Source organism: Sporosarcina beigongshangi, from assembly GCF_033485195.1.
Lineage (GTDB): Bacteria > Bacillota > Bacilli > Bacillales_A > Planococcaceae > Sporosarcina > Sporosarcina beigongshangi.
Genome location: NZ_JAWLIR010000001.1, coordinates 38,836 through 62,592 on the forward strand (window position 1 = coordinate 38,836; position 23,757 = coordinate 62,592).

The 23,757-nt window shown below is 38.6% G+C and carries 32 protein-coding genes; 7 read left to right on the top strand and 25 right to left on the bottom strand.

The window, feature by feature from the left end:
* Positions 1-4 precede the first annotated feature (4 nt).
* Positions 5-781, bottom strand: a complete 777-nt coding sequence (locus R2B77_RS00190; protein ID WP_322555614.1) for an SDR family NAD(P)-dependent oxidoreductase — start codon at positions 779-781, stop codon at positions 5-7.
* Entirely contained in the window at positions 744-1,688 is a 945-nt protein-coding gene (locus R2B77_RS00195) for an MBL fold metallo-hydrolase (protein WP_212391832.1), read from the bottom strand. The genes R2B77_RS00190 and R2B77_RS00195 overlap by 38 nt, the downstream gene beginning before the upstream one ends.
* A 280-nt stretch (positions 1,689-1,968) precedes the next feature.
* Here R2B77_RS00195 and R2B77_RS00200 point away from each other — a divergent pair, with 280 nt between their 5' ends.
* From R2B77_RS00200 to proC, 3 genes are all read left to right on the top strand, one after another.
* Positions 1,969-3,102: an SPFH domain-containing protein gene (locus R2B77_RS00200; protein ID WP_203248777.1), complete on the top strand. Its 1,134-nt coding sequence runs from the start codon at positions 1,969-1,971 to the stop codon at positions 3,100-3,102.
* A gap of 24 nt (positions 3,103-3,126) precedes the next feature.
* Positions 3,127-4,239 (top strand): TFIIB-type zinc ribbon-containing protein, encoded by a 1,113-nt coding sequence (locus tag R2B77_RS00205; protein WP_203248776.1) that lies wholly within the window; start codon positions 3,127-3,129, stop codon positions 4,237-4,239.
* 345 nt (positions 4,240-4,584) lie between these two features.
* Positions 4,585-5,394: a pyrroline-5-carboxylate reductase gene (gene proC / locus R2B77_RS00210; protein ID WP_203248775.1), complete on the top strand. Its 810-nt coding sequence runs from the start codon at positions 4,585-4,587 to the stop codon at positions 5,392-5,394.
* A 199-nt stretch (positions 5,395-5,593) separates the two neighbouring features.
* On the opposite strand, the gene R2B77_RS00215 is transcribed toward proC, so the two are convergent.
* The 5 genes from R2B77_RS00215 to R2B77_RS00235 form a co-directional block, all read right to left on the bottom strand.
* Positions 5,594-6,886 carry an FtsW/RodA/SpoVE family cell cycle protein gene (locus R2B77_RS00215; RefSeq protein ID WP_203248774.1) on the bottom strand — a complete coding sequence of 431 codons (1,293 nt, stop codon included), beginning with the start codon at positions 6,884-6,886 and terminating at the stop codon, positions 5,594-5,596.
* 7 nt (positions 6,887-6,893) lie between these two features.
* Positions 6,894-7,289, bottom strand: a complete 396-nt coding sequence (locus R2B77_RS00220; protein ID WP_203248773.1) for a PadR family transcriptional regulator — start codon at positions 7,287-7,289, stop codon at positions 6,894-6,896.
* Positions 7,290-7,292: 3 nt separating this feature from the next.
* Positions 7,293-7,826 (bottom strand): sigma-70 family RNA polymerase sigma factor, encoded by a 534-nt coding sequence (locus tag R2B77_RS00225; RefSeq protein WP_203248772.1) that lies wholly within the window; start codon positions 7,824-7,826, stop codon positions 7,293-7,295.
* Between the two features lie 142 nt (positions 7,827-7,968).
* On the bottom strand, positions 7,969-8,292 hold the full coding sequence (locus tag R2B77_RS00230) for a hypothetical protein (RefSeq protein WP_203248771.1): 324 nt from the start codon (positions 8,290-8,292) through the stop codon (positions 7,969-7,971).
* Positions 8,293-8,305: 13 nt separating this feature from the next.
* Positions 8,306-9,124 carry a sugar nucleotide-binding protein gene (locus R2B77_RS00235; RefSeq protein ID WP_203248770.1) on the bottom strand — a complete coding sequence of 273 codons (819 nt, stop codon included), beginning with the start codon at positions 9,122-9,124 and terminating at the stop codon, positions 8,306-8,308.
* A gap of 231 nt (positions 9,125-9,355) precedes the next feature.
* Between R2B77_RS00235 and R2B77_RS00240 the strand changes: the two genes are divergently transcribed.
* A complete protein-coding gene (locus tag R2B77_RS00240) occupies positions 9,356-9,991 on the top strand; it encodes a pentapeptide repeat-containing protein (RefSeq protein WP_203248769.1) in 636 nt (211 codons plus the stop codon).
* Positions 9,992-10,021: 30 nt separating this feature from the next.
* On the opposite strand, the gene R2B77_RS00245 is transcribed toward R2B77_RS00240, so the two are convergent.
* From R2B77_RS00245 to R2B77_RS00255, 3 genes are all read right to left on the bottom strand, one after another.
* Positions 10,022-10,729, bottom strand: coding sequence for a DNA alkylation repair protein (locus tag R2B77_RS00245; protein ID WP_203248768.1), 708 nt, complete (start codon positions 10,727-10,729; stop codon positions 10,022-10,024).
* Between the two features lie 158 nt (positions 10,730-10,887).
* Positions 10,888-12,300, bottom strand: a complete 1,413-nt coding sequence (locus R2B77_RS00250; protein WP_322555609.1) for a DUF4652 domain-containing protein — start codon at positions 12,298-12,300, stop codon at positions 10,888-10,890.
* On the bottom strand, positions 12,293-12,808 hold the full coding sequence (locus R2B77_RS00255) for a sigma-70 family RNA polymerase sigma factor (RefSeq protein ID WP_203248766.1): 516 nt from the start codon (positions 12,806-12,808) through the stop codon (positions 12,293-12,295). Before R2B77_RS00255 ends, R2B77_RS00250 begins: the two co-directional genes overlap by 8 nt.
* A gap of 383 nt (positions 12,809-13,191) precedes the next feature.
* Here R2B77_RS00255 and R2B77_RS00260 point away from each other — a divergent pair, with 383 nt between their 5' ends.
* The gene (locus tag R2B77_RS00260) at positions 13,192-13,680 is read left to right on the top strand and encodes a hypothetical protein (RefSeq protein ID WP_203248765.1); all 489 of its coding nucleotides are present in this window, start codon (positions 13,192-13,194) and stop codon (positions 13,678-13,680) included.
* A 300-nt stretch (positions 13,681-13,980) separates the two neighbouring features.
* Here the strand turns inward: R2B77_RS00260 and R2B77_RS00265 are convergent, their stop codons facing one another.
* Both R2B77_RS00265 and R2B77_RS00270 read right to left on the bottom strand, forming a co-directional pair.
* Complete coding sequence (locus R2B77_RS00265) at positions 13,981-14,325, bottom strand: hypothetical protein (protein WP_203248764.1); 345 nt, start codon at positions 14,323-14,325, stop codon at positions 13,981-13,983.
* Between the two features lie 19 nt (positions 14,326-14,344).
* Entirely contained in the window at positions 14,345-14,470 is a 126-nt protein-coding gene (locus R2B77_RS00270) for a hypothetical protein (RefSeq protein WP_322555610.1), read from the bottom strand.
* Between the two features lie 108 nt (positions 14,471-14,578).
* On the opposite strand from R2B77_RS00270, the gene R2B77_RS00275 reads away from it, so the two are divergent.
* Positions 14,579-14,908: a DUF3889 domain-containing protein gene (locus tag R2B77_RS00275; RefSeq protein WP_203248763.1), complete on the top strand. Its 330-nt coding sequence runs from the start codon at positions 14,579-14,581 to the stop codon at positions 14,906-14,908.
* Between the two features lie 52 nt (positions 14,909-14,960).
* Here R2B77_RS00275 and R2B77_RS00280 read toward each other — a convergent pair whose 3' ends face one another.
* The 13 genes from R2B77_RS00280 to R2B77_RS00340 form a co-directional block, all read right to left on the bottom strand.
* The gene (locus R2B77_RS00280; RefSeq protein WP_203248762.1) at positions 14,961-15,830 is read right to left on the bottom strand and encodes a GNAT family N-acetyltransferase; all 870 of its coding nucleotides are present in this window, start codon (positions 15,828-15,830) and stop codon (positions 14,961-14,963) included.
* Between the two features lie 58 nt (positions 15,831-15,888).
* Positions 15,889-16,338, bottom strand: a complete 450-nt coding sequence (locus R2B77_RS00285) for a hypothetical protein (RefSeq protein WP_203248761.1) — start codon at positions 16,336-16,338, stop codon at positions 15,889-15,891.
* Between the two features lie 127 nt (positions 16,339-16,465).
* A complete protein-coding gene (locus R2B77_RS00290; RefSeq protein WP_203248760.1) occupies positions 16,466-16,681 on the bottom strand; it encodes a hypothetical protein in 216 nt (71 codons plus the stop codon).
* Between the two features lies 1 nt (position 16,682).
* Entirely contained in the window at positions 16,683-16,814 is a 132-nt protein-coding gene (locus R2B77_RS00295) for a hypothetical protein (RefSeq protein WP_322555611.1), read from the bottom strand.
* Positions 16,815-16,865: 51 nt separating this feature from the next.
* The gene (locus R2B77_RS00300) at positions 16,866-17,420 is read right to left on the bottom strand and encodes a YdcF family protein (RefSeq protein ID WP_203248759.1); all 555 of its coding nucleotides are present in this window, start codon (positions 17,418-17,420) and stop codon (positions 16,866-16,868) included.
* 63 nt (positions 17,421-17,483) lie between these two features.
* Complete coding sequence (locus tag R2B77_RS00305; protein WP_203248758.1) at positions 17,484-17,759, bottom strand: hypothetical protein; 276 nt, start codon at positions 17,757-17,759, stop codon at positions 17,484-17,486.
* A 34-nt stretch (positions 17,760-17,793) separates the two neighbouring features.
* Positions 17,794-18,303 carry a GNAT family N-acetyltransferase gene (locus R2B77_RS00310; RefSeq protein ID WP_203248757.1) on the bottom strand — a complete coding sequence of 170 codons (510 nt, stop codon included), beginning with the start codon at positions 18,301-18,303 and terminating at the stop codon, positions 17,794-17,796.
* A 155-nt stretch (positions 18,304-18,458) separates the two neighbouring features.
* On the bottom strand, positions 18,459-18,872 hold the full coding sequence (locus tag R2B77_RS00315) for an NUDIX hydrolase (protein WP_203248756.1): 414 nt from the start codon (positions 18,870-18,872) through the stop codon (positions 18,459-18,461).
* A 6-nt stretch (positions 18,873-18,878) separates the two neighbouring features.
* On the bottom strand, positions 18,879-19,400 hold the full coding sequence (locus R2B77_RS00320; protein WP_203248755.1) for a GrpB family protein: 522 nt from the start codon (positions 19,398-19,400) through the stop codon (positions 18,879-18,881).
* A gap of 35 nt (positions 19,401-19,435) precedes the next feature.
* Entirely contained in the window at positions 19,436-19,828 is a 393-nt protein-coding gene (locus R2B77_RS00325) for a hypothetical protein (RefSeq protein WP_203248754.1), read from the bottom strand.
* A gap of 89 nt (positions 19,829-19,917) precedes the next feature.
* On the bottom strand, positions 19,918-20,685 hold the full coding sequence (locus R2B77_RS00330; RefSeq protein WP_203248753.1) for a hypothetical protein: 768 nt from the start codon (positions 20,683-20,685) through the stop codon (positions 19,918-19,920).
* Positions 20,686-21,293: 608 nt separating this feature from the next.
* On the bottom strand, positions 21,294-21,911 hold the full coding sequence (locus tag R2B77_RS00335) for an NUDIX hydrolase (protein ID WP_203248752.1): 618 nt from the start codon (positions 21,909-21,911) through the stop codon (positions 21,294-21,296).
* Between the two features lie 116 nt (positions 21,912-22,027).
* Positions 22,028-22,570, bottom strand: a complete 543-nt coding sequence (locus R2B77_RS00340; RefSeq protein WP_203248751.1) for an isochorismatase family protein — start codon at positions 22,568-22,570, stop codon at positions 22,028-22,030.
* A gap of 164 nt (positions 22,571-22,734) precedes the next feature.
* Between R2B77_RS00340 and namA the strand changes: the two genes are divergently transcribed.
* A complete protein-coding gene (gene namA / locus R2B77_RS00345) occupies positions 22,735-23,754 on the top strand; it encodes an NADPH dehydrogenase NamA (protein ID WP_203248750.1) in 1,020 nt (339 codons plus the stop codon).
* Positions 23,755-23,757 lie beyond the last annotated feature (3 nt).

The following is a 23,757-nucleotide window of genomic DNA, read 5'->3' on the forward strand; positions in this document are numbered from 1 at the left end:
CGTATCATTTTTTCATAAAATACTTACGCCCCAGCCGTTCCACAAGTGCTGGCGCGACAGCATGCAATTTACTAGTGACGCCCATATACCAAGGCAAATTCACATCTCTCACCGGATGTCCCACCGTTTTCATCACTGCATCTACGACATCTTCCACTGCTAATAAATGCCGACCAAGCGATGTACGGTAGTCACCTGTATCATCTGCTAAATCTAGAAAAGGCGTATCAATGGGTCCTGGATTGATTGTAGTAACATGGATACCGAATGGCGCTACTTCCATTCGCAAAGCATTGGTGTAACCTATAATCGCATGCTTAGATGCTGCGTAGATTGAAGCCTTGGGTGTTGCCACTTTACCCGCCTGGGAACCAAGAAAGATGAGGTGCCCTTGCCGACGTTCCATCATCCCTGGCAACAAACGCTTGCTCAACTGCATAGGCGCAACAACATTGACTGCCATCATGCTCTCAATCGCTTCATCCGACGTTTCATAGGCATAATCGAACGCTCCTACACCAGCAGAAAAAATAACAATATCCGGCGTACCAATGTGCGCCAACAACCGTTCAACTTCCTCTTTGTCGGATAAATCCGCAGGTACCGTTTGTGCACCTGCATTTTGCAATTCCCATAGCTTATCTGGTGCTCTACCTGTCGCCCAAACAGTATGACCTTCCAGCAACAGCCTTTTTGTCACCGCATAGCCAACACCGCTCGTCGCGCCTGTCACAACAACTGATTTACGCTTGTTCATAGTAATAGACGCCGCTTTCATCACGTGTTTCAACAACAAGCCCTTCATCGACAAGATAATCTGTTTGACCAATTGTTTCGGACAATGTCAGCCCTAATTCTTTTTCATAAACAGCCGGGAATAACTCTTTTGTGAGTTCAAAAATAGTGCGCGGTCCACCGTCCATCATAGCCAGCACCTTCATCGCTCGTTCACGCTGCTTCACCAGGCGACCTTCAATCAGCGGATGAATATTGCGCACGTCATTGCCATGTCCACTGTAAATGATATCAATAGGCAATGTCAGCAGCCGTTTCAATGACGCGTTATATTGTAATAGCGAACGCGGACGTCCCATCTTCGGATCAAGTGGCGGCTCAATGAGTGGATTAGAAGAAACTTTTTCAAGCACAAGATCCCCACCAATCATTTCACCCCTTTGTTCATGCAAAAAAACGAGATGACTTTGCGCATGTCCTGGTGTTTCCATGACCGTCCAACCTTCATGTCCAGGCAGTGCATCTCCCTCGGCAAGTAGATGATCGAGCGGTCTCTCCCCCATTAACGCGGCGGAACGTTTCATGCGCTTGACCCAAAAGAGATATTCCTCAGGAACCCCTTCCTCCAAAAGACGCTCCAAATAAAATGCATCATGGTACTTGAAAAAATCATCATCTCGCTTCAGCCAAAGATCGTTATAGGTATGCCCCAACACATTTGCCCGATCAAATGCATCAATCCAGCCAGCATGATCGGGATGGTGATGTGTCAAAATGACTTGTTCAATATCGTTGAATGCATATCCCGCTTCCTTAATGCCATGCTCGAGCGCCGCGTAGGCTTCGGGTGTTTTCGGTCCTGCATCGACGAGTGACAGTGTATCTCCTTTCATCAGAAATGAATTGACATCGCCAACAGCGAATGGTGTTGGAATGATAATTTTATGTATCATCAATAAAAGTCCCCTTTGTATAAATGAATGAGTATTCAGTCCATTGTACCTTTTTTAGAGAGGGACGTCACCTTTTGATTTTTCAAAATATGCTATAATAAAAATTAAATACGCCTTGGCGTATTTGCGTCCAAATTTAGAATTGCGCTTGCGCAATTAACTCCTTTCACAATTTGTGACATCCGCCGGAGGCTTAATTTAAATCAGTAGGAAACGAAATTCCCTACTGATTTAAATTAAGTTCTTAGAATGATTATCTTACTTAAAGGAGAGTGTCTACATGGGCTTGTTCGGATTTTTCAAAAGTCAATTTATCGAAGTCATTGAATGGACGGATAGCAGTACAAATACGTTAGTCTATCGCTTCCCTGTTGAAAACAATGAAATCAAAATGGGTGCAGAGTTAACTGTCCGCGAATCTCAAGTTGCCATTTTTGTCAATGAAGGCGAGATTGCCGATGTTTTCGGGCCTGGGCGCCATCAATTATACACGCAAAATATGCCGATTTTAACAAAGTTGAAGTCATGGAAACACGGCTTTGAATCTCCTTTTAAAGCCGAAGTCTATTTTGTCAATACAAAGCAATTTGTCAATCAAAAATGGGGCACTTCTAACCCAATTATGATGCGGGATGCTGAATTTGGCATGATTCGTTTACGTGGCTACGGGATTTATTCCTACCGGGTGTCTGAGCCAACTGTATTCCTCAAGGAACTGTTTGGAACGAGTGCTTCCTACGAAACAAGCGCCATCGAAGAGCAACTGAAAAAGATGATTTTGTCTGGATTAACGGATCTGTTTGCCGAGTCAAAAATTCCGGCTTTGGATTTGGCGATGCATTATGATGAATTGAGCACGCAAGGCCAAGCGAAGATGAAACAACGTTTCAGCGCATTCGGCTTTGACATCACTTCCCTCTACATCGAAAACTTATCGTTACCTGAAGAAGTCGAGAAAGCGATGGATAAGCGCACAACGATGGGTGTGCTCGGCGATATGAATCAGTATCAGCAATACCAAGCGGCCGAAGCGATTCGTGAAGCGGCACGCAATGAAGGCGGCGGATTAGCGGGCGCAGGTGCTGGACTTGGTGCAGGGGCTGCACTCGGCGGCGTAATGGCCAATGCTTTTTCAGCAGCTCCGCAACAACCAGCGGCAGCACAGCCAGCTAAAATAAGCTGTCCGCATTGTCAGGCACAAATTCTTTCAACAGCTAAATTTTGTGGAGAATGTGGAAAAACGATTCAAACAGAAAAAGTGCCATGTATTAGCTGTCAAGCCCCTATCAATGCAGATGCCAAGTTTTGTGGAGAATGCGGTGTGCAGCAAATTACAGAAAAAGCCTGTGCGAAGTGTGGGAAGAAAAATCCGCCGACAGCAAAGTTTTGCGTCGACTGCGGAGACAATTTGTAATATGGAAGTAAATGGGGTGTCTTCATGGCAGATGTAGAGAATGAAGAATATATAGTCGAGCAAACAGAAGTGACTAAATGCCCTTCTTGTGGTGGTAATGCTGTATTTGATCCCACAAGCGGGACACTAAAATGCCCGTTTTGTGGAAGCGAACGAGAAATTGAAATGACACAGCATAATACAATTGAGCATGACTTTTTACAAGCATTAGAGCAAGACAATCATAGTTGGGACGATGAAAAACGGGTGTTTAGATGTGATAACTGTGGTGCAGAAACACTATTGGATAAAGATAAGGTAGCAGATTTCTGTTCATTTTGCGGATCATCACACATCACCATCAGCGAACATCATGCCGGAATCAAGCCCGCATTGGTACTGCCCTTTCAAATTGCAAAGGAAGAAGCGATTGATAAATTTAAAGTGTGGATACGAAAAAGATATTTTGCCCCAAACAAGTTAAAAAAATCGTATACATTGGATAAATTATCAGGTGCCTATATTCCCTACTGGACATTTGATTCGCAAACCAATTCTAACTATGTCGTCAGAATTGGTACGTATTACTATGTCATGGTGACGCGCACTGTCATGGAAGACGGCAAACCGAAACAAGTGACAGAGCAGGTACGGAAAATTAGGTGGCGCACAGAACACGGTCGTTATAGTGAGTTTTTTGATGATGTATTAGTCAAAGCCTCACGCAATGTGGCTAGTGGGCTGATTGACAATATTGAGCCTTTTCGTCTACATGAACTGGTTGATTATAAAACTCCGTATCTATCGGGCTTTTTAGCAGAAAGATATTCTATTCCGTTAAAGGAAGGCTGGACAGATGCAAAAGGGATGATCGACCAGGGGATTAGGAGTGGAATTCACGGGCAAGTCCATGGTGATGAAGTCCAAATAGTAAGTGTTTCCACTGACTATACAGGGATTACGTACAAGCATATTTTATTACCTATTTGGATTTCATCCTTTAGCTTTAACGATAAGATATATCGTTTTTTAGTCAATGGACAGACTGGAAAGGTAAGCGGTAAATCACCGGTGAGCGCAGTCAAAGTTACATTCACCGTGCTGGTCGTCATCGCCATCATCAGTGTCATTTGGTTTTTCATTCAGACAAACCAATAGTCGAACTGAATGTTGACTTTGTTCAGACAACGTGCAATAATCATTCTAATTCATGAAACGATAAGCGTAGACGAAGATTAGTATTGGTAGAAACGGATATCAGAAAATGTGGTCATCGGCTGAAAGCCACAATCCCCCTCCTATCTTGAACCTCCTTCCGAGCTGCCGTGGAAACCCGGCCGTGCCTTTCGCGTTACGAAAGAAAGAGATGTACTGGCATGCAATTGGCTAGTAAAACTAGGTGGTACCGCGGAAACATGCGTTTTCGTCCTTTTATTAAAGGATGAAAACGCATGTTTTTTCTTCCATTCAGTCGGAATTTGATAGATACAAGGAGAGATTGAAATGAAAAAAATTGTTTTCATAGGTGCCGGTTCAATGGCCGAAGCTGTTATTGCTGGGATTGTAAAGCAAGGAGCAATCGAGCCACATAATGTATACGTGATGAATAAATCAGATGATGAAAGACTTATTTCATTACAAAAAAAATATGGGGTCTCAATCGTCTGTCAGGATAAAGAAGCGGTAAAAACGGCGGATTTAGTTGTGCTTGCGACAAAACCGAAAGACATCCATCAGGTGATGGCAGATATTCGTCCTCTTCTTGCGCCACAAGCAGCCGTCTTGTCTGTCATTGCAGGCGTTTCTACCCAAACAATTGAAAATGGACTTGGCGCACGACCTGTAGCGCGCTCCATGCCAAACACATCTGCTACCATTGGTAAGTCCGCGACGGGCATTGCTATGAATAGCGCTGTTGACGAAGCAATGCGCCAGCATGTTCTTGGCCTATTGGAAGCCATTGGACTAGTGAAAGAAGTCGAAGAGGACGATCTCCATGCTGTGACTGCCTTATCTGGTAGCGGCCCTGCCTATGTTTACTATTTAGCCGAAGCGCTTGAAGAAGCTGCGATAGCCAAAGGCATTTCCAAAGACACCGCCCGCTCCCTCATCATTCAAACACTCGAAGGCGCCGCGGCAATGATGAAAGAAACCGGTACAGAACCAGCAGAACTGCGAAAAAACGTGACGAGTCCAAACGGCACGACCGAAGCGGGATTGAAAGCGTTGGAAGGTAGATTGTTTAAGGAAGCAATTGGGGAGTGCATTGATAAAGCGACTGCGCGCTCGCGGGAGCTTGGAGCAGAGTCTTAAAGTCAGTCTCGCCTACCAATTTCATAAACTGAGCTACCTTAGAGACAAACTGGACTACCCTAAGGACGAACTGAGCTACCTTTTTGCAAAACTGAACTACCTTTTCGGAAAACTCGACTACCCACTCCAGAAACAAACATTTTCTCTATCTAAATAAAAGGCAAAAAACCCGAAGCATCTACTCTTCGGGTTTTCCTACCTATTGCTGCGGCTGCGCCGATTTCATTGACGTCAAATCCTTCCGCCGATAAACACTCAACACAATGCCCATTATAAAAGCATTCAACAAAATCGGCATTAAACCATAACTAATGAACGGTAAAGAAATCGAAGTAATCGGGATCAATCCTAACGTCATTGCAATATTGCTAACTAGCTGGACCGTATACAGTGCAACTGCGCCCATTAACAACAACTTGCCAAAGGGCTCATGAATGGTACGCGCAATCATCATAATTCTCACGATAAAAAGGGTAAGAACCGTGAAAAGGGCGAAGGCAGCTAGCCAGCCAAAATAATATGTGAAGCCCGCAAAAACAAAATCAGTATGAACATCGGGTATCATCCCACTACTCAGTGCGTTGCCAAACCAACCCGCCTTTGATATATGTTCTTGGAGGAGCAAATTCATATAGCCGGCTCCACTGGCATATTGTTCTGGGCTAATAAACGCTAGCAAACGCTCTATCTGATACATTTTAATAGATGCCCAAGCCATTAAACCTAACAAAAATAACGAGCCTACTATCCCGCCAGTAATCCACCACTTTACTTTTCGGCTAAACCGGCTACAGCAAAATAGCCCAAATACCATAGCGATATAGATATACATTGCTGGAAGATTGGCAGTGTTCGAGAATAACCCAAAAGAGACTATGAATAATAAAAGTAAATGCCAAATCTTTATTTTTTTATGATTAAAAAAGGAAGCCCACGCTAAAAGAAAAAATGGCATAGTTGCTAAACTATCTATTTTGTATGTCCCGATTACAAGAACAGATACGCCATTTATCATATGGGATGAATAGTGCAACAGCAGAAGAATGAGTATTCCAACACCATAAAATAACCAGCCAAATCTTTCTAACTTTCGATAGTTTATAAACATTATTCCGAAAGCTAATGCCCCGCCTAACAATGAATACACAGCTTTCTTCACAGAAAAAGAGCCTGCATCCATGTAATGGTATTCAACTTCAATAAACAAAATCGGTAAAAATCCTAAACCCATCGTCGTAACCAACAACATCACCATCAGCCAATCCACCTTTGGGCGATGAAGCTTATTCAACTGCTGTCCCAGCGTTACAGGACTACCCATCTGCACGACAGCTTTTTCCTCAGATACTGTTTCATCTAATCCTTTCTCCATCCACTTACTCTTTGCTTCTTTTATATGATGATCCAACTCCGCCGCCACAAACTCCTTCGCTTCTTTTGATTGAATCTGTTCCCTAACTTCCCCTAAAAAAGATTGACTACTCTTGTGCATTTGTCACTCACCCCTCCACGATGTCTTTCAAAGTGAATCGTCTACTACTAGATTGCTTTTCCATTTTGCCTAATCGCTTTATGCCTTTATTGTTTAACCTATAAAATTTCGTCGCCTCGTTCCAGCTAGATTGTAAGCAACCGTCGCGTTCTAACTGATGCAACAAGGTATACAAGTTACCTTCGTTGTCTTCAAATTTTCGAATGCCCCGTCCTCCTAAAAACTGCACCAATTCATAGCCCGTTTTTTCTTCGACAAGCAACTGCATGACAGCCAATAAAACACTGTCATCCGTTTCACTAATTTTTGCCCGAATTTCCTTACGATGCTGTTCTGTAAACTGAAGTTGGCTAAATGCAGTATCATCCATTGATTTTTTTAGTCCTTTCAAGCGATTCTCCATCCCTCATGCCTCCAATCGTTCTTTCAACAACTCTTTCGCACGTCTAAGCCGTGTTTTAACCGTATTCACACTAGCCCCGGTAATAACTGCAATTTCCTTAATCAACAATTCCTCATAGTAAAAGAGATAGATGACTTCACGGTATTTAATCGGTAGCGTCAAAAGCGCAGAAATTAATTGATCATCCTCTTCTTTTTGAATGACAACCTGTTCCACCATTTCTTTTGTTGTTCGATGGGTGATTGGTTGTTCTTCCGAAATAACGACATGTTTGTTATACCAACTTTTCAGAAAGTCCTTGGAGTGATTAATCGCAATACGCCACAACCATGTACGAAGCGATGATTTTCCTTTGTATGTATGAAGGGATTTATAGCATTTCACAAAAATATCCTGCGTCAAATCCTCCGCCAATTCTTTATTATTCACGTAAGAATAAACAAGCCTTAAAATATCCTGTCCATAGCGATTCATAATCTCATCCATGAGGACTTTCCTATCTTCTGTTTCAAACGCTTTAACAATTACTTCCTCCAACCTATATCCCTCCTCCCAATCAATAGACGACGTGCCCTCATAGAAGGTTTTTATTAAAGTCGCAAAAAAGGATAGAAACAAGCAGAAATTTTCTGCCTGCTCTATCCTTTTACAACTAACTTCATTATTTTCAGTCTACTAACTATCTCGTCACTCTTCCAGAATTAGAAAATTTAAAAACTCCCAGAATCAAACAAACCATGCTGAAAAACCAAATGACTCCAGCAATTCCTAGTTGAAGTGAATTTTCTTCAGATGCCATTACATGTTCATAATCGAAAGAAAGAGCTTGTAAGAAAAAATAAGCTGCAACCGAGAAAAATAGTAGATGCAATAATGTCCAAGCATAGGCAGAACTATTATTTTTCTTTTGAAACCAAAGTAACAACAGAATTATAATTGCAATCCCCATTACAACCGAAAATCCTATCATTAACATCCCTAAAATACCTTCTTCTAATGGCATATACTGTTTCCCCTCATCCAAGCAAATAAGATATAATTTCCCCGTTAGTAATGTTAAGATTGTCCGGCAAGTCCTCACGATTTGACACAAGGCCAAAATAATAAGTAGTTTCTTCGTCTTGATAAGCGTTATATTGCAAATTCACGTCCCGAGTTGTTAATTTACCAACTAATTCTTCGACAAACGTGCTTTCTTTCACCCTGTCTACTGAAGCTAAATGGATTATTCCAGTCAATTCATGTTCGACAATGAAGTGGACTTGACTAGCTAGCTGCATGTCTGACAGAAAACTACATTCTAAATTACGATAAGCTTGAATAGGCTCAGCTACTTCAATATTCTTTTTCAAATTGTTCATGCGTGGCGAGTTCTTTCCCCAAATACCGGGTATTCTAATAACGGTAGCACGATGTCCAAGTAATTCCGTTAGCATTTTCTCACAATTTATTTTAAATTGACCATAATCCGAGTCGGCAATTGTTGCATCTGATTCACTGTGATGCCTGGACAAATCACCATCGAAAACATTTGTTGTAGAGAAATAGTAAAGCCTAGTCGCTTTATTTTTTATTGCCTCCGCCAAGTTTTGATGGAATGTGAGCTGCTCGTCAAAATCACCCCGTAAACTCGAAATAATGATATCAGGCTCAACTATCTGCAGTATATCTCTTATCGCCCCCTCATCCTGAACATTTAATTGAAATTGCTTGTCGTCTGCCAGATCCGTTTTGGTTGAAAAATATGTTCCATATACATCAAAATCCTGTGCACATTCCTTCGCAATCGCTTTCCCAACCAACCCACTAGCACCCAGAATCAAAAGTTTTTTCATGAGACAGCCTCCTCTACAATCACTTTTTTTACTTACCGGGTTTTCATAACTCAGCATCTTTCCTAGGTTATCGCATTTATCCAATCAGAGATTTTAAGAACAGTGGACACAAACCCCGATAAAAATATAGTCTTTTATAATAATCGATAATGGCTTACAGTTATGATTCAAGGTATGAAGTTCATTTTTTGAACAAATGAACCTAATTTATGTTGGAAAGAGGTAGTTCATATGAAAATTGATTCGCCCAAAATCCCTAACGATTTACCTGCAATGAATTTCCAAGATATTTTTTATCAAGAAGATCCAGAACTTGAATTGTGCATCATTAATGATTCCGATTTTACGAATGAAGTGCTGGATAGGCCACGATTATCTCAAATGTTTGTAAAGAATTGTAGGTTTAATAATACGGATTTTAGCCATATCGAAATGACTGACGTCATTTTTGAGAACTGTGATTTTTCAAACGCGAATTTAAGTAATTCTTCCATACACAGGGTTGTATTTAAGAATTGCAAATTATTAGGGCTAGATTTGACAGAATCTCGTTTCGGTAATGTAGAATTTGATAATTCTGTACTAAACTTAACCGGATTTGGCAATTCAAAATTCGAAAAAGTTAAATTTCAGGACACTTCATTAGTCAGTGCTGATTTTTATGATTGTATTTTTAAAAATATCGAGTTTAACTCATGCAAAATTGATGGTTCAAACTTTGAAAAAACGCGACTTAAAGGGGTTGACCTAAGCAATTCTACTTTTGAGTCGCTTATCGTATCTTTTGAGGATCTTAATGGCTGTAAAATAAATTCTTATCAGGCCGTTCAAATCGCTTCTTTATTAGGTTTGATTGTGACTGATTAAAAATGTATCCTCGCAAATGCGAGGATATTATTAACACCTTACATGCCTACGCTTAAAACCAATCTTCCCTTTATCAACCATTTTCTCGATATTTTCACCGGCATTTATGAAACTGCTCTTTTTATTATCTTTTTTAATTTCTACTACTCCAATGGCTTTTGCGGTCTCGACTGCCTTTTCATGGAGCGGTAAATAGGATGTTCCCACCGTGTATACAAAATTATTCATAGCGGATTTCGTTCGCTCTGGTGAATCATGAATTGTATTTTCCACCAAATCAAGCATATCGGACATCTTACTTTCCGAAAACTCCACATCTTTCCGACTACCTAACAGCCAACAGTAGCAACTCCAGCCCGCCGACATTCGCAGCTCTTCCCCACTTGCGATCCATTTATCAGCAACTTGCTGTGCAATATTTGACTCTGATAACGTTACGGCTACTACATAGTCGGACAGCATATAAAAATACGCTGCATCCATCCAACGATCATAATCCAACTCTGTCATCGCATTTGGATCTGCAATAACACCTGCAAAGTACATGGCATCGTAGTTTCCTGTCGCATAAAGCTCTTCAGCTAACGGTTGATTTATTTTTATAGTCTTTACCATTGGTTTCATAGCACCTGTAGCCACGCCCCAAAGTGGCTCATGAGCACCATTGGACATGTACATTTTCTTCATTCTTTCCTTGCCTAGGACTTCAAGCTCCTGCATAACCGTTTCAAAATTCATCGTTTAGCACTTCCTTCTTTGCGGAGTTTTCTGCATAAAAATTTGCCTATTAATATGGGACCATTATCTTACATCAAACTACCGTCTAAGCGTATGAGTATTAGGTAGGCAATTCACCTCATGCATACATATTGCTCCCCTTCTTACGAAGCACTTCATTACTTAGCGGATGGAAAAGGAAGTATACCTTCTTCTATATGACCTTCACTATAATTATCATCATGATATACATGTTTTTGATAGGTGAATGTACCGTTGTCATTGGCTTTAATGGTCATAATCTCTTCTTTTTCTGTCAAATCTTCGAATACTGGGATAATGGTATTGTCCTTTATGTTCATCTCATAAAGTTGACCACCTTTCGTTACCGTACCATACGCATAGCCGATAATTACAAATAGTCGATTTTCATCTATCCACTCAACATATTTAGGTGTATTTTGAGCTACGCTATTATCTTTGAGCTTATAAATCGTTGCTTCGCTCGTTTCAAGGTTTTCTATAACCAGCAACGCTTCTCCTTCTTCAATTGCATTTTCTCCTTTTCCATCAATGGTTGCTTGTTGTAAATGATCAGGAGATGTTTTCCAGCCTGAATGGGAGTCAGTATTACCTATATCATAATGTGTTTCTACTTTTATTTCAAAAAGTGATTGTAGCCCGTAAGATACTTCTTCCCACATTTCTCGAGTGTAAGGTTCTTCTACAAATTCGCCCCACCTACTCCACTCACTAAAATTACCCTCTAATAAATAATAAACCGTACTTACTTGAGGCTCATTAAATAGAATCGAATTAAAAGCCCTTCCCACCTCACCTTTGACATGACTAGACCAGAAATTATCAAGAGTAGTTCTAAAAACCAATCGCAAATCCACAATTGCTATTCCTTCTTTATTAATACGTACTGTATGAATAGCATTCGGTATACCATTTCCAAATACTTCTGTTTTCATCTTTCCTGAAATCACGTCATCTAACTCTTTCAATAGCTTTTCATTCACTGTTCCAAATGAATTAACATCAAAAATAATGTCATCTTCTTTTTCTTTTACTTCGAATATTAGGCTCGAAATCGTTTCATATTGTTGAGCCGAGATTTCGTAATAGTTTTCTCCAACAATCAACTTTTCACTCGTAATTGAAATCGCTCCTGCTGGATAATAGCCCGTATTTTTTATATAAATTTGATATGCAATTGCTTGTTCATTCTCTAGATTGTGGTTGGGCTTAGAAAATACTTCGTTTAACCAATCAGCTACTAATACGATCGTTTCCTTATTTTCAATCGTAACCGTTTCCCCTGTTTCCACAGTATCAATTACAATCAGCTCCACCTCAGATTGTTCAACAAACATGTTTGATTGGCTGATGTCAATTGGATTTCCAATTGTATCCCATGATAGCCTTGCGAAAAAAACACATAAAACAATGACTGCCATTGATGTTGATAAATACAGCCAATTGATTGTTTTATTCTTCGGCTCGGCTATTTTTTGCCGAGTATTCGATATAATTCGTTGTTTATTTTCCGCTATATTTTGTAGCCGTTTCATACGGTAATTAGTCATTTAACAACACCTCCCATTCGATATGCTGCAAACTAGCTTTTAATAGCTCTTTGCCACGTCTTAACCTTGACTTCACCGTATTTTCAGAAATAGATAGAAGTTTCGCAATCTCTTTAATCGACATATTTTCAAGATAAAAATAAACAATCGCCTCCCGTTGCTTTAAAGGTAGAGATAGGATTGCTTCATCTAGCATATTTGTTTCATCAGTATGGATAAGGACATCTTTATGCGTATAGTGTTTAGTATGGAACAACTTTTTTTGAACGATTATTTTACGATAAGACCAACTTTTCAAATAATCTTTACAACGATTAACGGTCATTTTTGATAAGTAAGCCTTTATATTTCCCTGTTCTTCATAACGAGCTGAATGATAAAATTTCACGAAAGTATCTTGTACGATATCTTCAGACACTTGTATATCTTTCGTATAGTAATAAGCAATCCGAAATAACAAGTCTGTATAATGGTCCATTATTTCTTCTAACAATTGTTCTTTATTCACGAATCGTCCCCCCTTTCATAAGTATAAACGAGGCTCATCTATCGAAAGTTCATTTTTCTAACCAAATTAGCTATAGGTTGAAATAACTCCAGATGAAGGGATTTAATTTTATTACGCAATAAAAAGGGGCTGCCATGTAAGAGCAACCCATTCTTACCTCGTTAGTTCGATAAAAAAGCATTAATCCTTCTTCGATCAACGCTTTAAAATAGCTACAAATTAACCTCTTTAATCAAGTCTGTTTTCATAAAGAATGTTGTTATCAACTAAAAATCGATATATGGTTTAACGTTCATTACAACACAGTAAATTTTGAAACGTTAAAAGGACTTGATTCGTCTAACTTTAATAATAACTAAAAATAAGATTGGAGAATACAGTATATGAAAAAATTTGTACTACTTGTTTTATCAATGTCTTTTATGACTGTTACCCTTTTAGGTTGCCAAGCAAAGGATAATGCTGCAATAAATACAGATACGGATACGGATACCACTGAACGGGAGCCAACAAAACAAGCCTTATCAGAACAACAACCAGGTGAAAATGAAGTGCTAGTACTTGATGGAGAAATTAAGAAGGTCAGCATTTCAACATCAAAAGGTAATAATGCAACCATTTTTGACGATGACTTCTCTATTGAAATCTTGAAAAGCGTATTTTCAAGTGCTATAAAAGAAAATGGCATAGTAAATATGGCAAATCCAGAGTTTTATGTGGATATTGTTTATGAAAATGAAAACAAACAAAGTTTTCATCTCTGGTTGGGTGGGAAGTTTGAAGAAAGTACTTTAATGAAAACAGATGATACACACACCATTTATATACTCCCAGAAGAATCAACTAACAAGATAATGGATTTAATGGAATAGTCATTGAACCGAGACCTTTGATTAAGGTCTTTTCATATGCACCTCTTAGCATTTCAAAAGTTGTATAACACGGCTTGTGACGGCTAGAAATCGGCATTTGTTCAATGCGTTTTTCAAATGATGAATTTTTACACAGTTCTAACAAACGGAGCCAGCAAAGTTGGTTGTCCAGATATTTGGAAGCTACTTCTTGAAAATGTACCATCGTATCGTTTTCAACAGTAATCCTCAGGATTAAATAAATCATTATTTGCATTCATTTCACCAGCAAACATTTTAGTAGATAGCAATACAAGGCTATTACTCCCCTGGCATAATTCCAACCACCTCTAAAGTACCTGGATCAACAAAGACAATTGGTGCGGCGATTGTATCTTCAATCGTTACCGTAAAGATTTCTTTTCCCATATATGATTTATCGATATTTTTATAACGGTCATCCACCGTTATTTTCCCCACTGTCGCATTTTCCCAATCACTTCTCGAATTTGGTTCATGATTCCAATCTTGCTCCTCAAAATAATTCAATACCACATCTCTAATCTCTTTATCAGCGTTATTACTCTCTATTTCATCGGATGTACAACCTGTTGCAATGAACGAAATGAAAATAAGCATATAAATCAAGATTTGTTTTACTTTCAAATCATAACCTCCTCATCAATCAACTGATCCTATGTAAATTTTTCTTAAGCAGGTACTCATCTTCGATAAACTTAATGGACCAATACACATTTTCCAGCTCATCTTTTGGCAGACTGTCTACTATTTCATCAATTTTGTTTCTCATCATTGTAACCTCCTGCTATTATTCCTGGAAAAAATTCATATTCTTATCCTCTATAGAATAATCCCAAGAAAATTACGTATCCTACTGCAAAAGGAGATGATATTCATTATGCGAAAAACGTTTCTTGCGCTCGGTATTTTTACGATTATTAACGCCGGACCAACACCCATCCCAGCGATGGCCCAAATCCATCAAGAAGTTCCAGCCTATGCCAAGTGGGGAAGGCTCGCTATGCAAGAAACACAATCCAGATATCCAAATGCAACTATTATTGACTACCTGCATGAAGGCAATGAATTAAAAGGAGATTCGACAATTGAAAAGTTTAAACTGTGGCTCAAAGATGCTGGCCATGAATTCGGTGTCTTTGTCAAAATTGAGTATGCTACGGTTACTGAAAAAGTGATTACCATTACATTTCAGGAAACCGCCAGATAAGCTAGTACGGCGATGCCAAAACGAATAGCCATAAACTCTTTAACGAAAGCCTCTACACTTTAAGAACATAACTAACTAAAATATCTCTCGGTTTAAAGCCAGCTTTGATATAAACGTGATTCGCTCGGCTGTTGGTATTATCTACACATAGTTTAATTTCGCTAATTTGTGGGTAAGAAAACATTTCTGTCAGCACGTCTTTTAACAACATCGTGCCTAAACCCTGATTTTGTGCCTTTTTAGAAATACCGATATATTCCAATGAAGCCTCCGCCATTTCAGTATCAACCTCAAAGTAGGCATAGCCTTGCAACTCATTAGATTCGGTTTTAAGCACTCTCAACATATTTTCATCGCTTAGTCTCTCTGTTATTGTTTTTGCATCATAATACGTACCGGGAAACATTTCGTTATGTAATTTTTCAAATGCATCAAAATCGCTTTGGATAAAAGGTATACTCTTTAACTCACTTACCCTATTGAAGTCTTGTTCTCTAATTTCTAGAATAAGGTGTTCACCCGACTCTTTTGTCTGTAGTTCATTCATGAATGCTCGTTGTTCTGTATTTTCTTGATTAATAAAAAAGTAAAAGGTTTGAACTGTAGGATTATCGTTTACTAACTGTTCCCATAATTGATGCTGTAGCCTGACAGAAGAGTTTTTATTAAACGGGCCCCATACTTCTGCACTTGATTCATCCATATCCAAACCAACAGCTGCTATAATTTTCCCTGTATTATCTCTCGCGACAAAAAAGTTGATATCGCCATCATCACTGACAAAGTCTTCTTTTAATGTTTCATAAATCTCCACTACCTTCACGCCACAATAGCCAATATGTGATCTTTTTTGTTTGTTTATTTCCGATAAAAAGTGAGATAATTCCTCAAGATCTTTTGCTTTTTCTATTGTTTCATTCATTTAATGTCACCACACCTCTCTATTTTATGACTATTCGGTATGAATAACTCTGTTAACTTTAACAGTTTAAAAGTGATGAGAAATCATAAAAAGCATTCAACACATCCTCACCTAATGGATGCCCAAATTCTGGGTTTTCCAAAGGTAATATTCCTTCCTTTTCAAGTTGTTGCAAATATTTTTGAAAACCTGTATCAATAGCTTCCATATATTTTTTTAGCTTAAATTGATAGTTGAATATACCTTCTGGATAATGACCTATATGTTCGATAAAAAGGTTTGTACCACCGTTAGAAAATATATAGTAATCAAAGTTTCCGTGACAATCCAATTGTGCCTCACTGATCTCTCCTTTATATAGAGATGAAAGCGTCGAAAAAAAATGTGGGATTGCAACAAAACCTATACCTGACTTAAAACTAAATAACTGTATGTCATTCGAAACGTCAAATTGAATATCTCCGCCACTGAAACGTATATCTATAGAACATTTATAATTAGAATCCAAAAAATCTACCCCCATTCCTTTTCAGTTCACCATTTACTTTAGCCCTTATACGATGTCCAGTTGTACTATCATCTTAGTAAAAATCATATTCCCTTCTTAAATTGTACATAATTGCTAAGCAGACCCTTTACATTTTCCCATCGGAAATCCATCGCCATATTCGAAAACTTCCCAAAAGAGATACTCCTAAAAGCGCCAATAACATTAAAGTCCAATAGGGAGCTTGTCCTATTCCCTTAATTCCTTCCGCATTGCTAACAACAAAAATTAAAGCTCCGATAAACATTAAATAACAAAACACATTAGGGATAATCCTTGCAATTCTTAACTTTGTGTTCTTCAAACTACCATCCCCCCATTTTTAAAGTAAATATTATAAATCCCAAAATAACTGCGACCCCCATGATTGACAATAAACCGAAACTAGGAGAAATAATCTTACCAAAAACGACTTCATCTTGAAGAACCACCTTCATATTGATCCCCCTTGTATTGTTTATTCAAATTTCTCGAACAAATTCTATGTATTACTCAACCCAATTCGGAATATAATCACCAAAGTATTTACCGATTTTCTCAACTTTGGTCATGATACGACTGATCCCGACTTCAGATAAAAACCAATTTTCCTTCGTTATCCCATGCCTATCTATAACAGGTGCTACTAGAAACTCGGTTTCTTTTGGAAATTCCGATTGATAACATAATAATGCTCTACGAGAATGACCTGCTTTACAAACAATTATTACTTTGTTCGGATGGGTGCCTGCTTTTTGAAGAACCTCCAACGAAAAACGAGCATTTTCCAACGTATGCCGTGCTTTGTCTTCTTTTAAAATGGCGTCTTCTGGTACTCCGTTTTCAATACCAATATTCCGTAAGTAATTCCACTCAGTAGTCCCTACATGTGGCTTATATCCACCAGATGGTAATATGTATGGTGCGAATCCCTGCTTATGTAAAGAAGCAGCTTTCTCCATTAGTTGAGGATGATTGGCACCAGGCACTAAAATGACATCTGCTGAAGCAATTTCAGTTTCAACAAAAATAAAGTCGGTAATGCAGTCAAATGGATTAGCCACTAATCATTCTCCCCTTTAAATAAACCTCTAATTCCTGCTCAATTTCTTCATTTCCAAAAATATCTATGTTCCAAAATCACCAAAAAACATGATACCAATACTGAAAATAGTTAGAACTAATAAAGCTAACATACCAAGTGAAGAAATCACTACAGTAATTGTTTTCAAACGTCCTTTCACACTAAATAATGCCGTGAAAAATGAACAAACTAGTAATGATATGATTATCAATATGTCCCATGAATCAGGTAAGGGATTCAATACTTGCGGGCTAATAAAACCTAAAACGATAAATGCAATTAGCAACACTACTGAAATCATGCTCAAATATTTTTTCATCGTATTAACCTCCCTTTCATATTTAACAAAGCCATTAAATCTTACGACAATATCTTAATGAAATATAACTTTCCCCATCAACGCTTCCATGTCCATCCCGTTCATGGTTAAGAATAAATCCTTTTGCCTCATAGAAAGGAATGCCTTTTTGATTTCCTTTCGAAACAGAAACCCATTGCTCCGTTGCGTTAAACTCTTCCTTTTGTTGTTTCGTAATAGCATCTACTATCATTGTGCCAATCCCCTCGTTACGTCTGCTAGGATCTAGATACAAAACAAAAATTTCTCCAGATTCGTCCCCAACCAGTCCACCACCGCCTGCTCCAATCACTTCATTATCTTCTACTGCAACAAAATAGCCTCCCCATTCCTTACTCGTTTCTGTAACCTCTTTTAGAATTCTTTCACGATTATAAAACTCCTTAATTATTCCTTCGATGTATGCTTCAGAATGTGTTTCTTTGTATGTTGCCCAATAACCATCGCTACAAACTTTTGCTATCCCTTCAACGTGATTAGCATTGGCTTTTATAATATGTATCATAGCTAACTCCTCCTCCGAACGTTTTATCACTGCTGTTAAGTCATTCGTTATTCTTTTTGAAACACGTGATCCAGCTGTATGTATCAAATGTAACTCTCTTATGAAACATAATTTCAACTATCTTCTTACACAATCTGCTAACTGAAAATGCCAAATTAAAATTCAATGCAAAAAGGCTGCATTTCGTCATTTAGACAATAGTCAATTCTTTGCCTGAAATTTCCCCAAGTAACCATTTCCAATGCTTTTTCAATAGGGAAATAACCTACTTCCAAACTCTCAATACTCGTTGTTAGCTCGCCTCCAATTGGTCTAGCCAAAAATAATGTATTACAAATTGAAGCATTTATATTTTGAAATACTCCACAAAATTTCGTTATTTCAATATCTATTCCTGATTCTTCTTTTGTTTCTCTAATTGCAGCTTCCTTCAAGGATTCACCTTCTTCAACCTGGCCACCAGGCATTTCCCACCCCCTTCTTGGTCCCTTTATTAATAGAATTTCATTTTGGTCATTCAGTACAATCGTTGCTGCTGAAACAATATGTTTTGGTGTTATAAACTCCATTCAATATCACTCCGTATAGTTATTATTAAAATCCTTCGCTTTTCGCTCAATCTCGGATGCTAACTGTTCTTTGCCCTTGATATACGATTCAATATCATAGGGAAAACGTTGAGACAATATTACCTTTAAATCCCCATATTCTTGTGCAACATCTGGATATGCTCGTAAATAATCCCGAAATGTAAGATGTCGCTTAATTTCTGGATTCCCCCATGCATACATATGGATATGGTGCGTTCGATGATCTCCGCCTTTTTGGAAATATCGACGCCCAGCTATGCCGTTTTCACCTTTTGGTTCATAGCCAATGGCAATCATTGCAGTGTTATAGTCATTCACTCGATGTATATCCCTTACTACAGGCATCATATCAATGATAGGCTTTGCATGCAGACCGCTCACGGATGTACTCCCTATATGATGTAATTCAATTATTTCAGTGCCTAAAATCTCATACAATTTACGAGACTCTTTTTCAAACATGGAAACCCATTGTTTATCATAAGGCAGAACCTCAACTTTTCTCATTCCAAACCCCACATTCTATTTTTCAAATTCTCGATTCATAGGTTCTCAATCAACCGCTGTATAGTCGTCAAAGCGGTTTTAATGTAAAGTAGCGGTAAAAGTATCGCGATAATTAGGTTACTTTCCCAAATTGCATACCACCAATGCTTGCCACCACGCAACTTTATAATAAGCATAAGAATTGAAATGCTACTTGCCGTAAACAGAAACCATAAAAAATCTTTCAGTTTCTTGATTTCATCGCTCATATAATCGATTTTCCATACATCATCTTCAGAAAATACTACGGTTGTTATATCTTTTTCCATCCCAACTAAATTAAATGATTTCACCGTGACACGATCTTTTTCCTGCGAAACAATATCATAACCATTCGGTGAAAATGAAGCCTTGTACACAGCAAAGTAGGACGCTAATCCTACAATCACAATAAATAAGATAAAGGCAGAAACCTTTTCAGCTTATTTTTAATAGAAGAATTCACTCTATAAATACCTTCCCTTCATCAAAGAATTAATTAACTATCTAAATATTTATAATATGATTCCATTCTTGCCCTAATAGAGCATCCATTTCTTGAAAATACTTTCTGCATTTTTTTATTGGTCTCATGGGTACTTCCTATGTAATAAGTGGCGCCCATTAGTTTTAATAAATACATTGATTGATAGTGAATAATTGCACTTTGTCCTTTTCCTCTTTCTTCAGGTATTAATCCAAAATAAAATAATCTTCCTTCATCTACTGTGCCGGGCTCGATATGAGGCATAGAGACACCTATAGGTCTACCTTCCAAATAAATTGCCTTACAAGATTTTCTCCACTTCTCCCCTAATTCACTTTGTACCGAGCTTAGATGTTCGTCAATGGTGAGTGAAGAGACTGAGTTTTCTGAGCCAGACATACAATCCTTCCAAAGATTCTTAAATTCTTCTTCAGAAATTGTAGAGTCGCTTAAGGAACGCCACTCATATCCTTTTACGTTGCTATTTATATCATGCAGGTCCCTGAACACCTCGATTTTTGAAGCATATTGTTCAAATCCTAAGCTGATTAACATTTTAGATAGATATAAATAATGTTCAGAAGACCTATTAATTAAAGCACTTACTCTATTAAGTTCACTTTGTATAGCAAAATCAATTAAAGTTCTTATCTCATCTAACCAGTTCCCATGGTCATAGTGTGTGCTCTCGTTCTCTTCAATTGCAATATAATAGGGAAACCCATTTAATATTTTAAATGAATCCTTTAAAAGGTCTTCTACCATTGAAATTCGGTTCAAAGCGCAACAACCTTTCATATTGTGATTAGTTTAAGAATATTCTTAGGTTCTAAAGTAATTTTATTTTTTGAATTTGGCGCTTAATCAACACTTCAAAATAAGACACTAAACTCATAATGACAATAAATAGAATAAAGGTAGAAATCTTCTTTAGCTTATTTTTAACAGATGGATTCAATGCCTATATGCCTCCTTTTCATCAAGCAGCATACCTAACTTCCTGAAAACAGCAGCTAATATAATCCAAAAATTCCTACGAGAACAAGCCCTATTCCCATCCAGAACTGATAAGGACCACTGCCCAAATTACTAAATGGGGCTGGTCCATTGATAATCTAAATATACCTTTCTGCATTCCCGTGGATAAAGCAATACAATACTAGTGGACTGACAAATGAAATAAGAGCTACTTCCAAGAATAGTGATGAAAGGATTTTACATATGGTATTCAGCCTCCTTTATTGCGAAAAATAATCCATCGTAAACAGCAAAATAAAGATGAAACCTATACCTGAACACACAAATACGAGCCCACAGACTGTAAAAAATACAATTTCATAAAGTTTACTCCATGTTTTTTTACTGACAGCCAAATCTATCTCCCCCACTCAATCAAATAACGTTTCCTTGTTAGGGTCCCTTGAAATTTCAAAAAGGGTTTTAATTTGTGACTCGACTACTCTGTTAGCCGACAAGCTTGGGATATCGCTTTCGGAGAAAAACTGGATATCACTCGTTTCAATACCCGTCAGCGGCTGTCCTCCGATAATTTCGCATTGGATAAATAGCTTATAATAATGAAAAGCCTCTGGTGGATGTGGATGTTTGTTTTTATCCCACACTGCAAGCAGTTTCGTCGGCACTGCATCATAGCCAGATTCTTCTTTGATTTCCTTAATAATATTTTCAGAAGCAGACAAGCCAATATCGCAAAACCCGCCAGGTAATGACCATCGATCATCCAACTTTTCCTTGACCATTAAGATCTTATCATCCTGAAAAATGACGCCACGTACATCCACTTTAGGCGTTTGGTAGCCCGTGTCACTCAGAAATAAATCTTTGATTTTTTGCATCTCTAACTCTGTGTGTTCCACCATGATTTCCGCACTAATCCTACGTAATTCTTCATAACGCTCGATGTCATAAATATCCTTTGAAAAGGCTAAACCCGATTGTGATAAGGCTTGGATTCGTTGTGCCCATTCCAACCATTGATAACTCATCACGTGCACCTGCTTTCGTTGTACAAACTATGTATGTAGACGAGCTACGAATTTCTAAAGTTCCAAATTTTTCTTTTAATTAAGCGAATCACAAAAAAAGTGGCATAATTGCCCCTTTAGATGGTTTTATTCAATGAATATTGTTCAACATATTCCTCAAAATCCAACACCTCAATGACATCCGACCAGTGCAAAACAGTCCCGATGAAATCTCGAATATCCAACCCTTCCATCTCATACGTTTCATCTGTATTGACCGTTCCCGTTGCGTTTTCAATAAAAGTCACTTTATAGCCCCTGTCAAATGCAGAAATAGCGGTAAACATACAGCAAAACTCGGTGTTAAAGCCCGTTATGAACAGATGCTTTACGCCCAATTCTTCTAGCAATGAGGCCAAATTTGTGTTAAAGAAGGAGCTTGGTGTTTGTTTTTCAACAACACAATCAGCGTATTCTTTCAACGAAGGATGTAGCTCAGAGCCAACAGAGTTTTTGTGCAACGGGCTTTCCTTAGCATCATCAAAATGTCTAACGAAAATTACAGGTTTATCCTGACTTTTGAAATCCTTAATAATCGTCACCATGTGTGCTAATTCTTGTTGGAAATCTCCGAGATTCACAATACCATTTTGAACATCAATGACTAATAACGCTTGCACTTCCAATCACTCCCTTTTCTTATACTTGACAAACTTCTACATAAGACACTATTTCTCCTGCTGAGCGGCTGAAAAGGATGCATTTCACAAGCAACATACACAGCTATCGTCTTGTCCCTTTGCTATACTGATGATGAAAAGCAATTGAGAGGATTGAAAAAAACATGGCTAAATTATTTGAACCAATCACAATACGTAACACGACATTTAAAAACCGCATCGTTATGGCGCCGATGTGTATGTATTCAAGTTTCAATGAGGAGGGCCAAGTTGAGGATTGGCATAAGATTCACTATGCTACACGTGCTGTAGGGCAAGTTGGGTTGATTATTGTTGAAGCGACTGCGGTGCAGCCGGCAGGACGGATTTCAGCGCAAGATCTTGGCATTTGGAGCGATGAGCATGTGGAAGGATTGGCAGAAGCAGTTCGTTTGATGCAGCAGCATGGAGCCAAAACTGGCATTCAGCTTGCACATGCTGGAAGGAAAGCTACAGTCGAAGGCGATATTTATGCACCATCTGCTATTGCATTCAGTGACAGCTATCGGGTACCAGTCGCGATGACTATAAAGGATATTAAGGAAACCGTGCAAGCATTTAAAGAAGGAGCCGTCCGTGCGAAAAAAGCTGGATTCGATGTCATTGAACTCCATGCAGCACACGGTTATCTCATTAACGAATTTCTATCTCCTTTATCCAATAAACGAACGGATGAATATGGTGGCTCAGCAGAAAATCGCTATAGACTGTTGCGAGAAGTGATCGATGAAATACGGACAGTTTGGGAAGGTCCCCTTTTCGTTCGTATTTCCGCGCATGATTACGCAGACGGTGGACTGACAGCAGATAGTTATGTGGAAATGGCACAGTGGATGAAAGCGCAAGGTGTCGACCTGATTGATGTTAGCTCTGGTGCAGTTGTCCCGGCAGCCATCGATGTATTCCCTGGCTATCAAGTACCATTTTCGGAAACTATCAAGGCAGGTGCCGATATTGCAACTGGTGCGGTCGGGTTGATTACAACAGGCATTCAAGCGGAGGAAATATTGAAAAATGGACGCGCGGATGTCGTGTTATTGGCACGCGAATTGCTACGTGATCCGTACTGGGCTTATACGGCTGCGAAAGAGCTTGGTGTGGAGGTTCCGACACCTAAGCAGTATGCGCGAGGTTGGCTTTTTTAACTA

Bases quoted from the DNA above. Each gene is read 5' to 3' on its own strand.
- R2B77_RS00240 (WP_203248769.1), top strand. From the start codon at position 9,356: ATGAAAATTGATTCGCCCAAAATCCCTAACGATTTACCTGCAATGAAT.
- R2B77_RS00250 (WP_322555609.1), bottom strand. From the start codon at position 12,300: ATGACTAATTACCGTATGAAACGGCTACAAAATATAGCGGAAAATAAA.
- R2B77_RS00220 (WP_203248773.1), bottom strand. From the start codon at position 7,289: ATGGAGAATCGCTTGAAAGGACTAAAAAAATCAATGGATGATACTGCA.
- namA (WP_203248750.1), top strand. From the start codon at position 22,735: ATGGCTAAATTATTTGAACCAATCACAATACGTAACACGACATTTAAA.
- R2B77_RS00230 (WP_203248771.1), bottom strand. From the start codon at position 8,292: ATGCCATTAGAAGAAGGTATTTTAGGGATGTTAATGATAGGATTTTCG.
- R2B77_RS00315 (WP_203248756.1), bottom strand. From the start codon at position 18,872: ATGGAGTTTATAACACCAAAACATATTGTTTCAGCAGCAACGATTGTA.
- R2B77_RS00310 (WP_203248757.1), bottom strand. From the start codon at position 18,303: ATGATACATATTATAAAAGCCAATGCTAATCACGTTGAAGGGATAGCA.
- R2B77_RS00275 (WP_203248763.1), top strand. From the start codon at position 14,579: ATGCGAAAAACGTTTCTTGCGCTCGGTATTTTTACGATTATTAACGCC.
- R2B77_RS00295 (WP_322555611.1), bottom strand. From the start codon at position 16,814: ATGAAGGTGGTTCTTCAAGATGAAGTCGTTTTTGGTAAGATTATTTCT.
- R2B77_RS00200 (WP_203248777.1), top strand. From the start codon at position 1,969: ATGGGCTTGTTCGGATTTTTCAAAAGTCAATTTATCGAAGTCATTGAA.
- R2B77_RS00260 (WP_203248765.1), top strand. From the start codon at position 13,192: ATGAAAAAATTTGTACTACTTGTTTTATCAATGTCTTTTATGACTGTT.
- R2B77_RS00305 (WP_203248758.1), bottom strand. From the start codon at position 17,759: ATGAAAAAATATTTGAGCATGATTTCAGTAGTGTTGCTAATTGCATTT.
- R2B77_RS00270 (WP_322555610.1), bottom strand. From the start codon at position 14,470: ATGAGAAACAAAATTGATGAAATAGTAGACAGTCTGCCAAAAGATGAG.
- proC (WP_203248775.1), top strand. From the start codon at position 4,585: ATGAAAAAAATTGTTTTCATAGGTGCCGGTTCAATGGCCGAAGCTGTT.
- R2B77_RS00205 (WP_203248776.1), top strand. From the start codon at position 3,127: ATGGCAGATGTAGAGAATGAAGAATATATAGTCGAGCAAACAGAAGTG.
- R2B77_RS00235 (WP_203248770.1), bottom strand. From the start codon at position 9,124: ATGAAAAAACTTTTGATTCTGGGTGCTAGTGGGTTGGTTGGGAAAGCG.
- R2B77_RS00245 (WP_203248768.1), bottom strand. From the start codon at position 10,729: ATGAATTTTGAAACGGTTATGCAGGAGCTTGAAGTCCTAGGCAAGGAA.
- R2B77_RS00280 (WP_203248762.1), bottom strand. From the start codon at position 15,830: ATGAATGAAACAATAGAAAAAGCAAAAGATCTTGAGGAATTATCTCAC.
- R2B77_RS00335 (WP_203248752.1), bottom strand. From the start codon at position 21,911: ATGAGTTATCAATGGTTGGAATGGGCACAACGAATCCAAGCCTTATCA.
- R2B77_RS00320 (WP_203248755.1), bottom strand. From the start codon at position 19,400: ATGAGAAAAGTTGAGGTTCTGCCTTATGATAAACAATGGGTTTCCATG.
- R2B77_RS00195 (WP_212391832.1), bottom strand. From the start codon at position 1,688: ATGATACATAAAATTATCATTCCAACACCATTCGCTGTTGGCGATGTC.
- R2B77_RS00215 (WP_203248774.1), bottom strand. From the start codon at position 6,886: ATGCACAAGAGTAGTCAATCTTTTTTAGGGGAAGTTAGGGAACAGATT.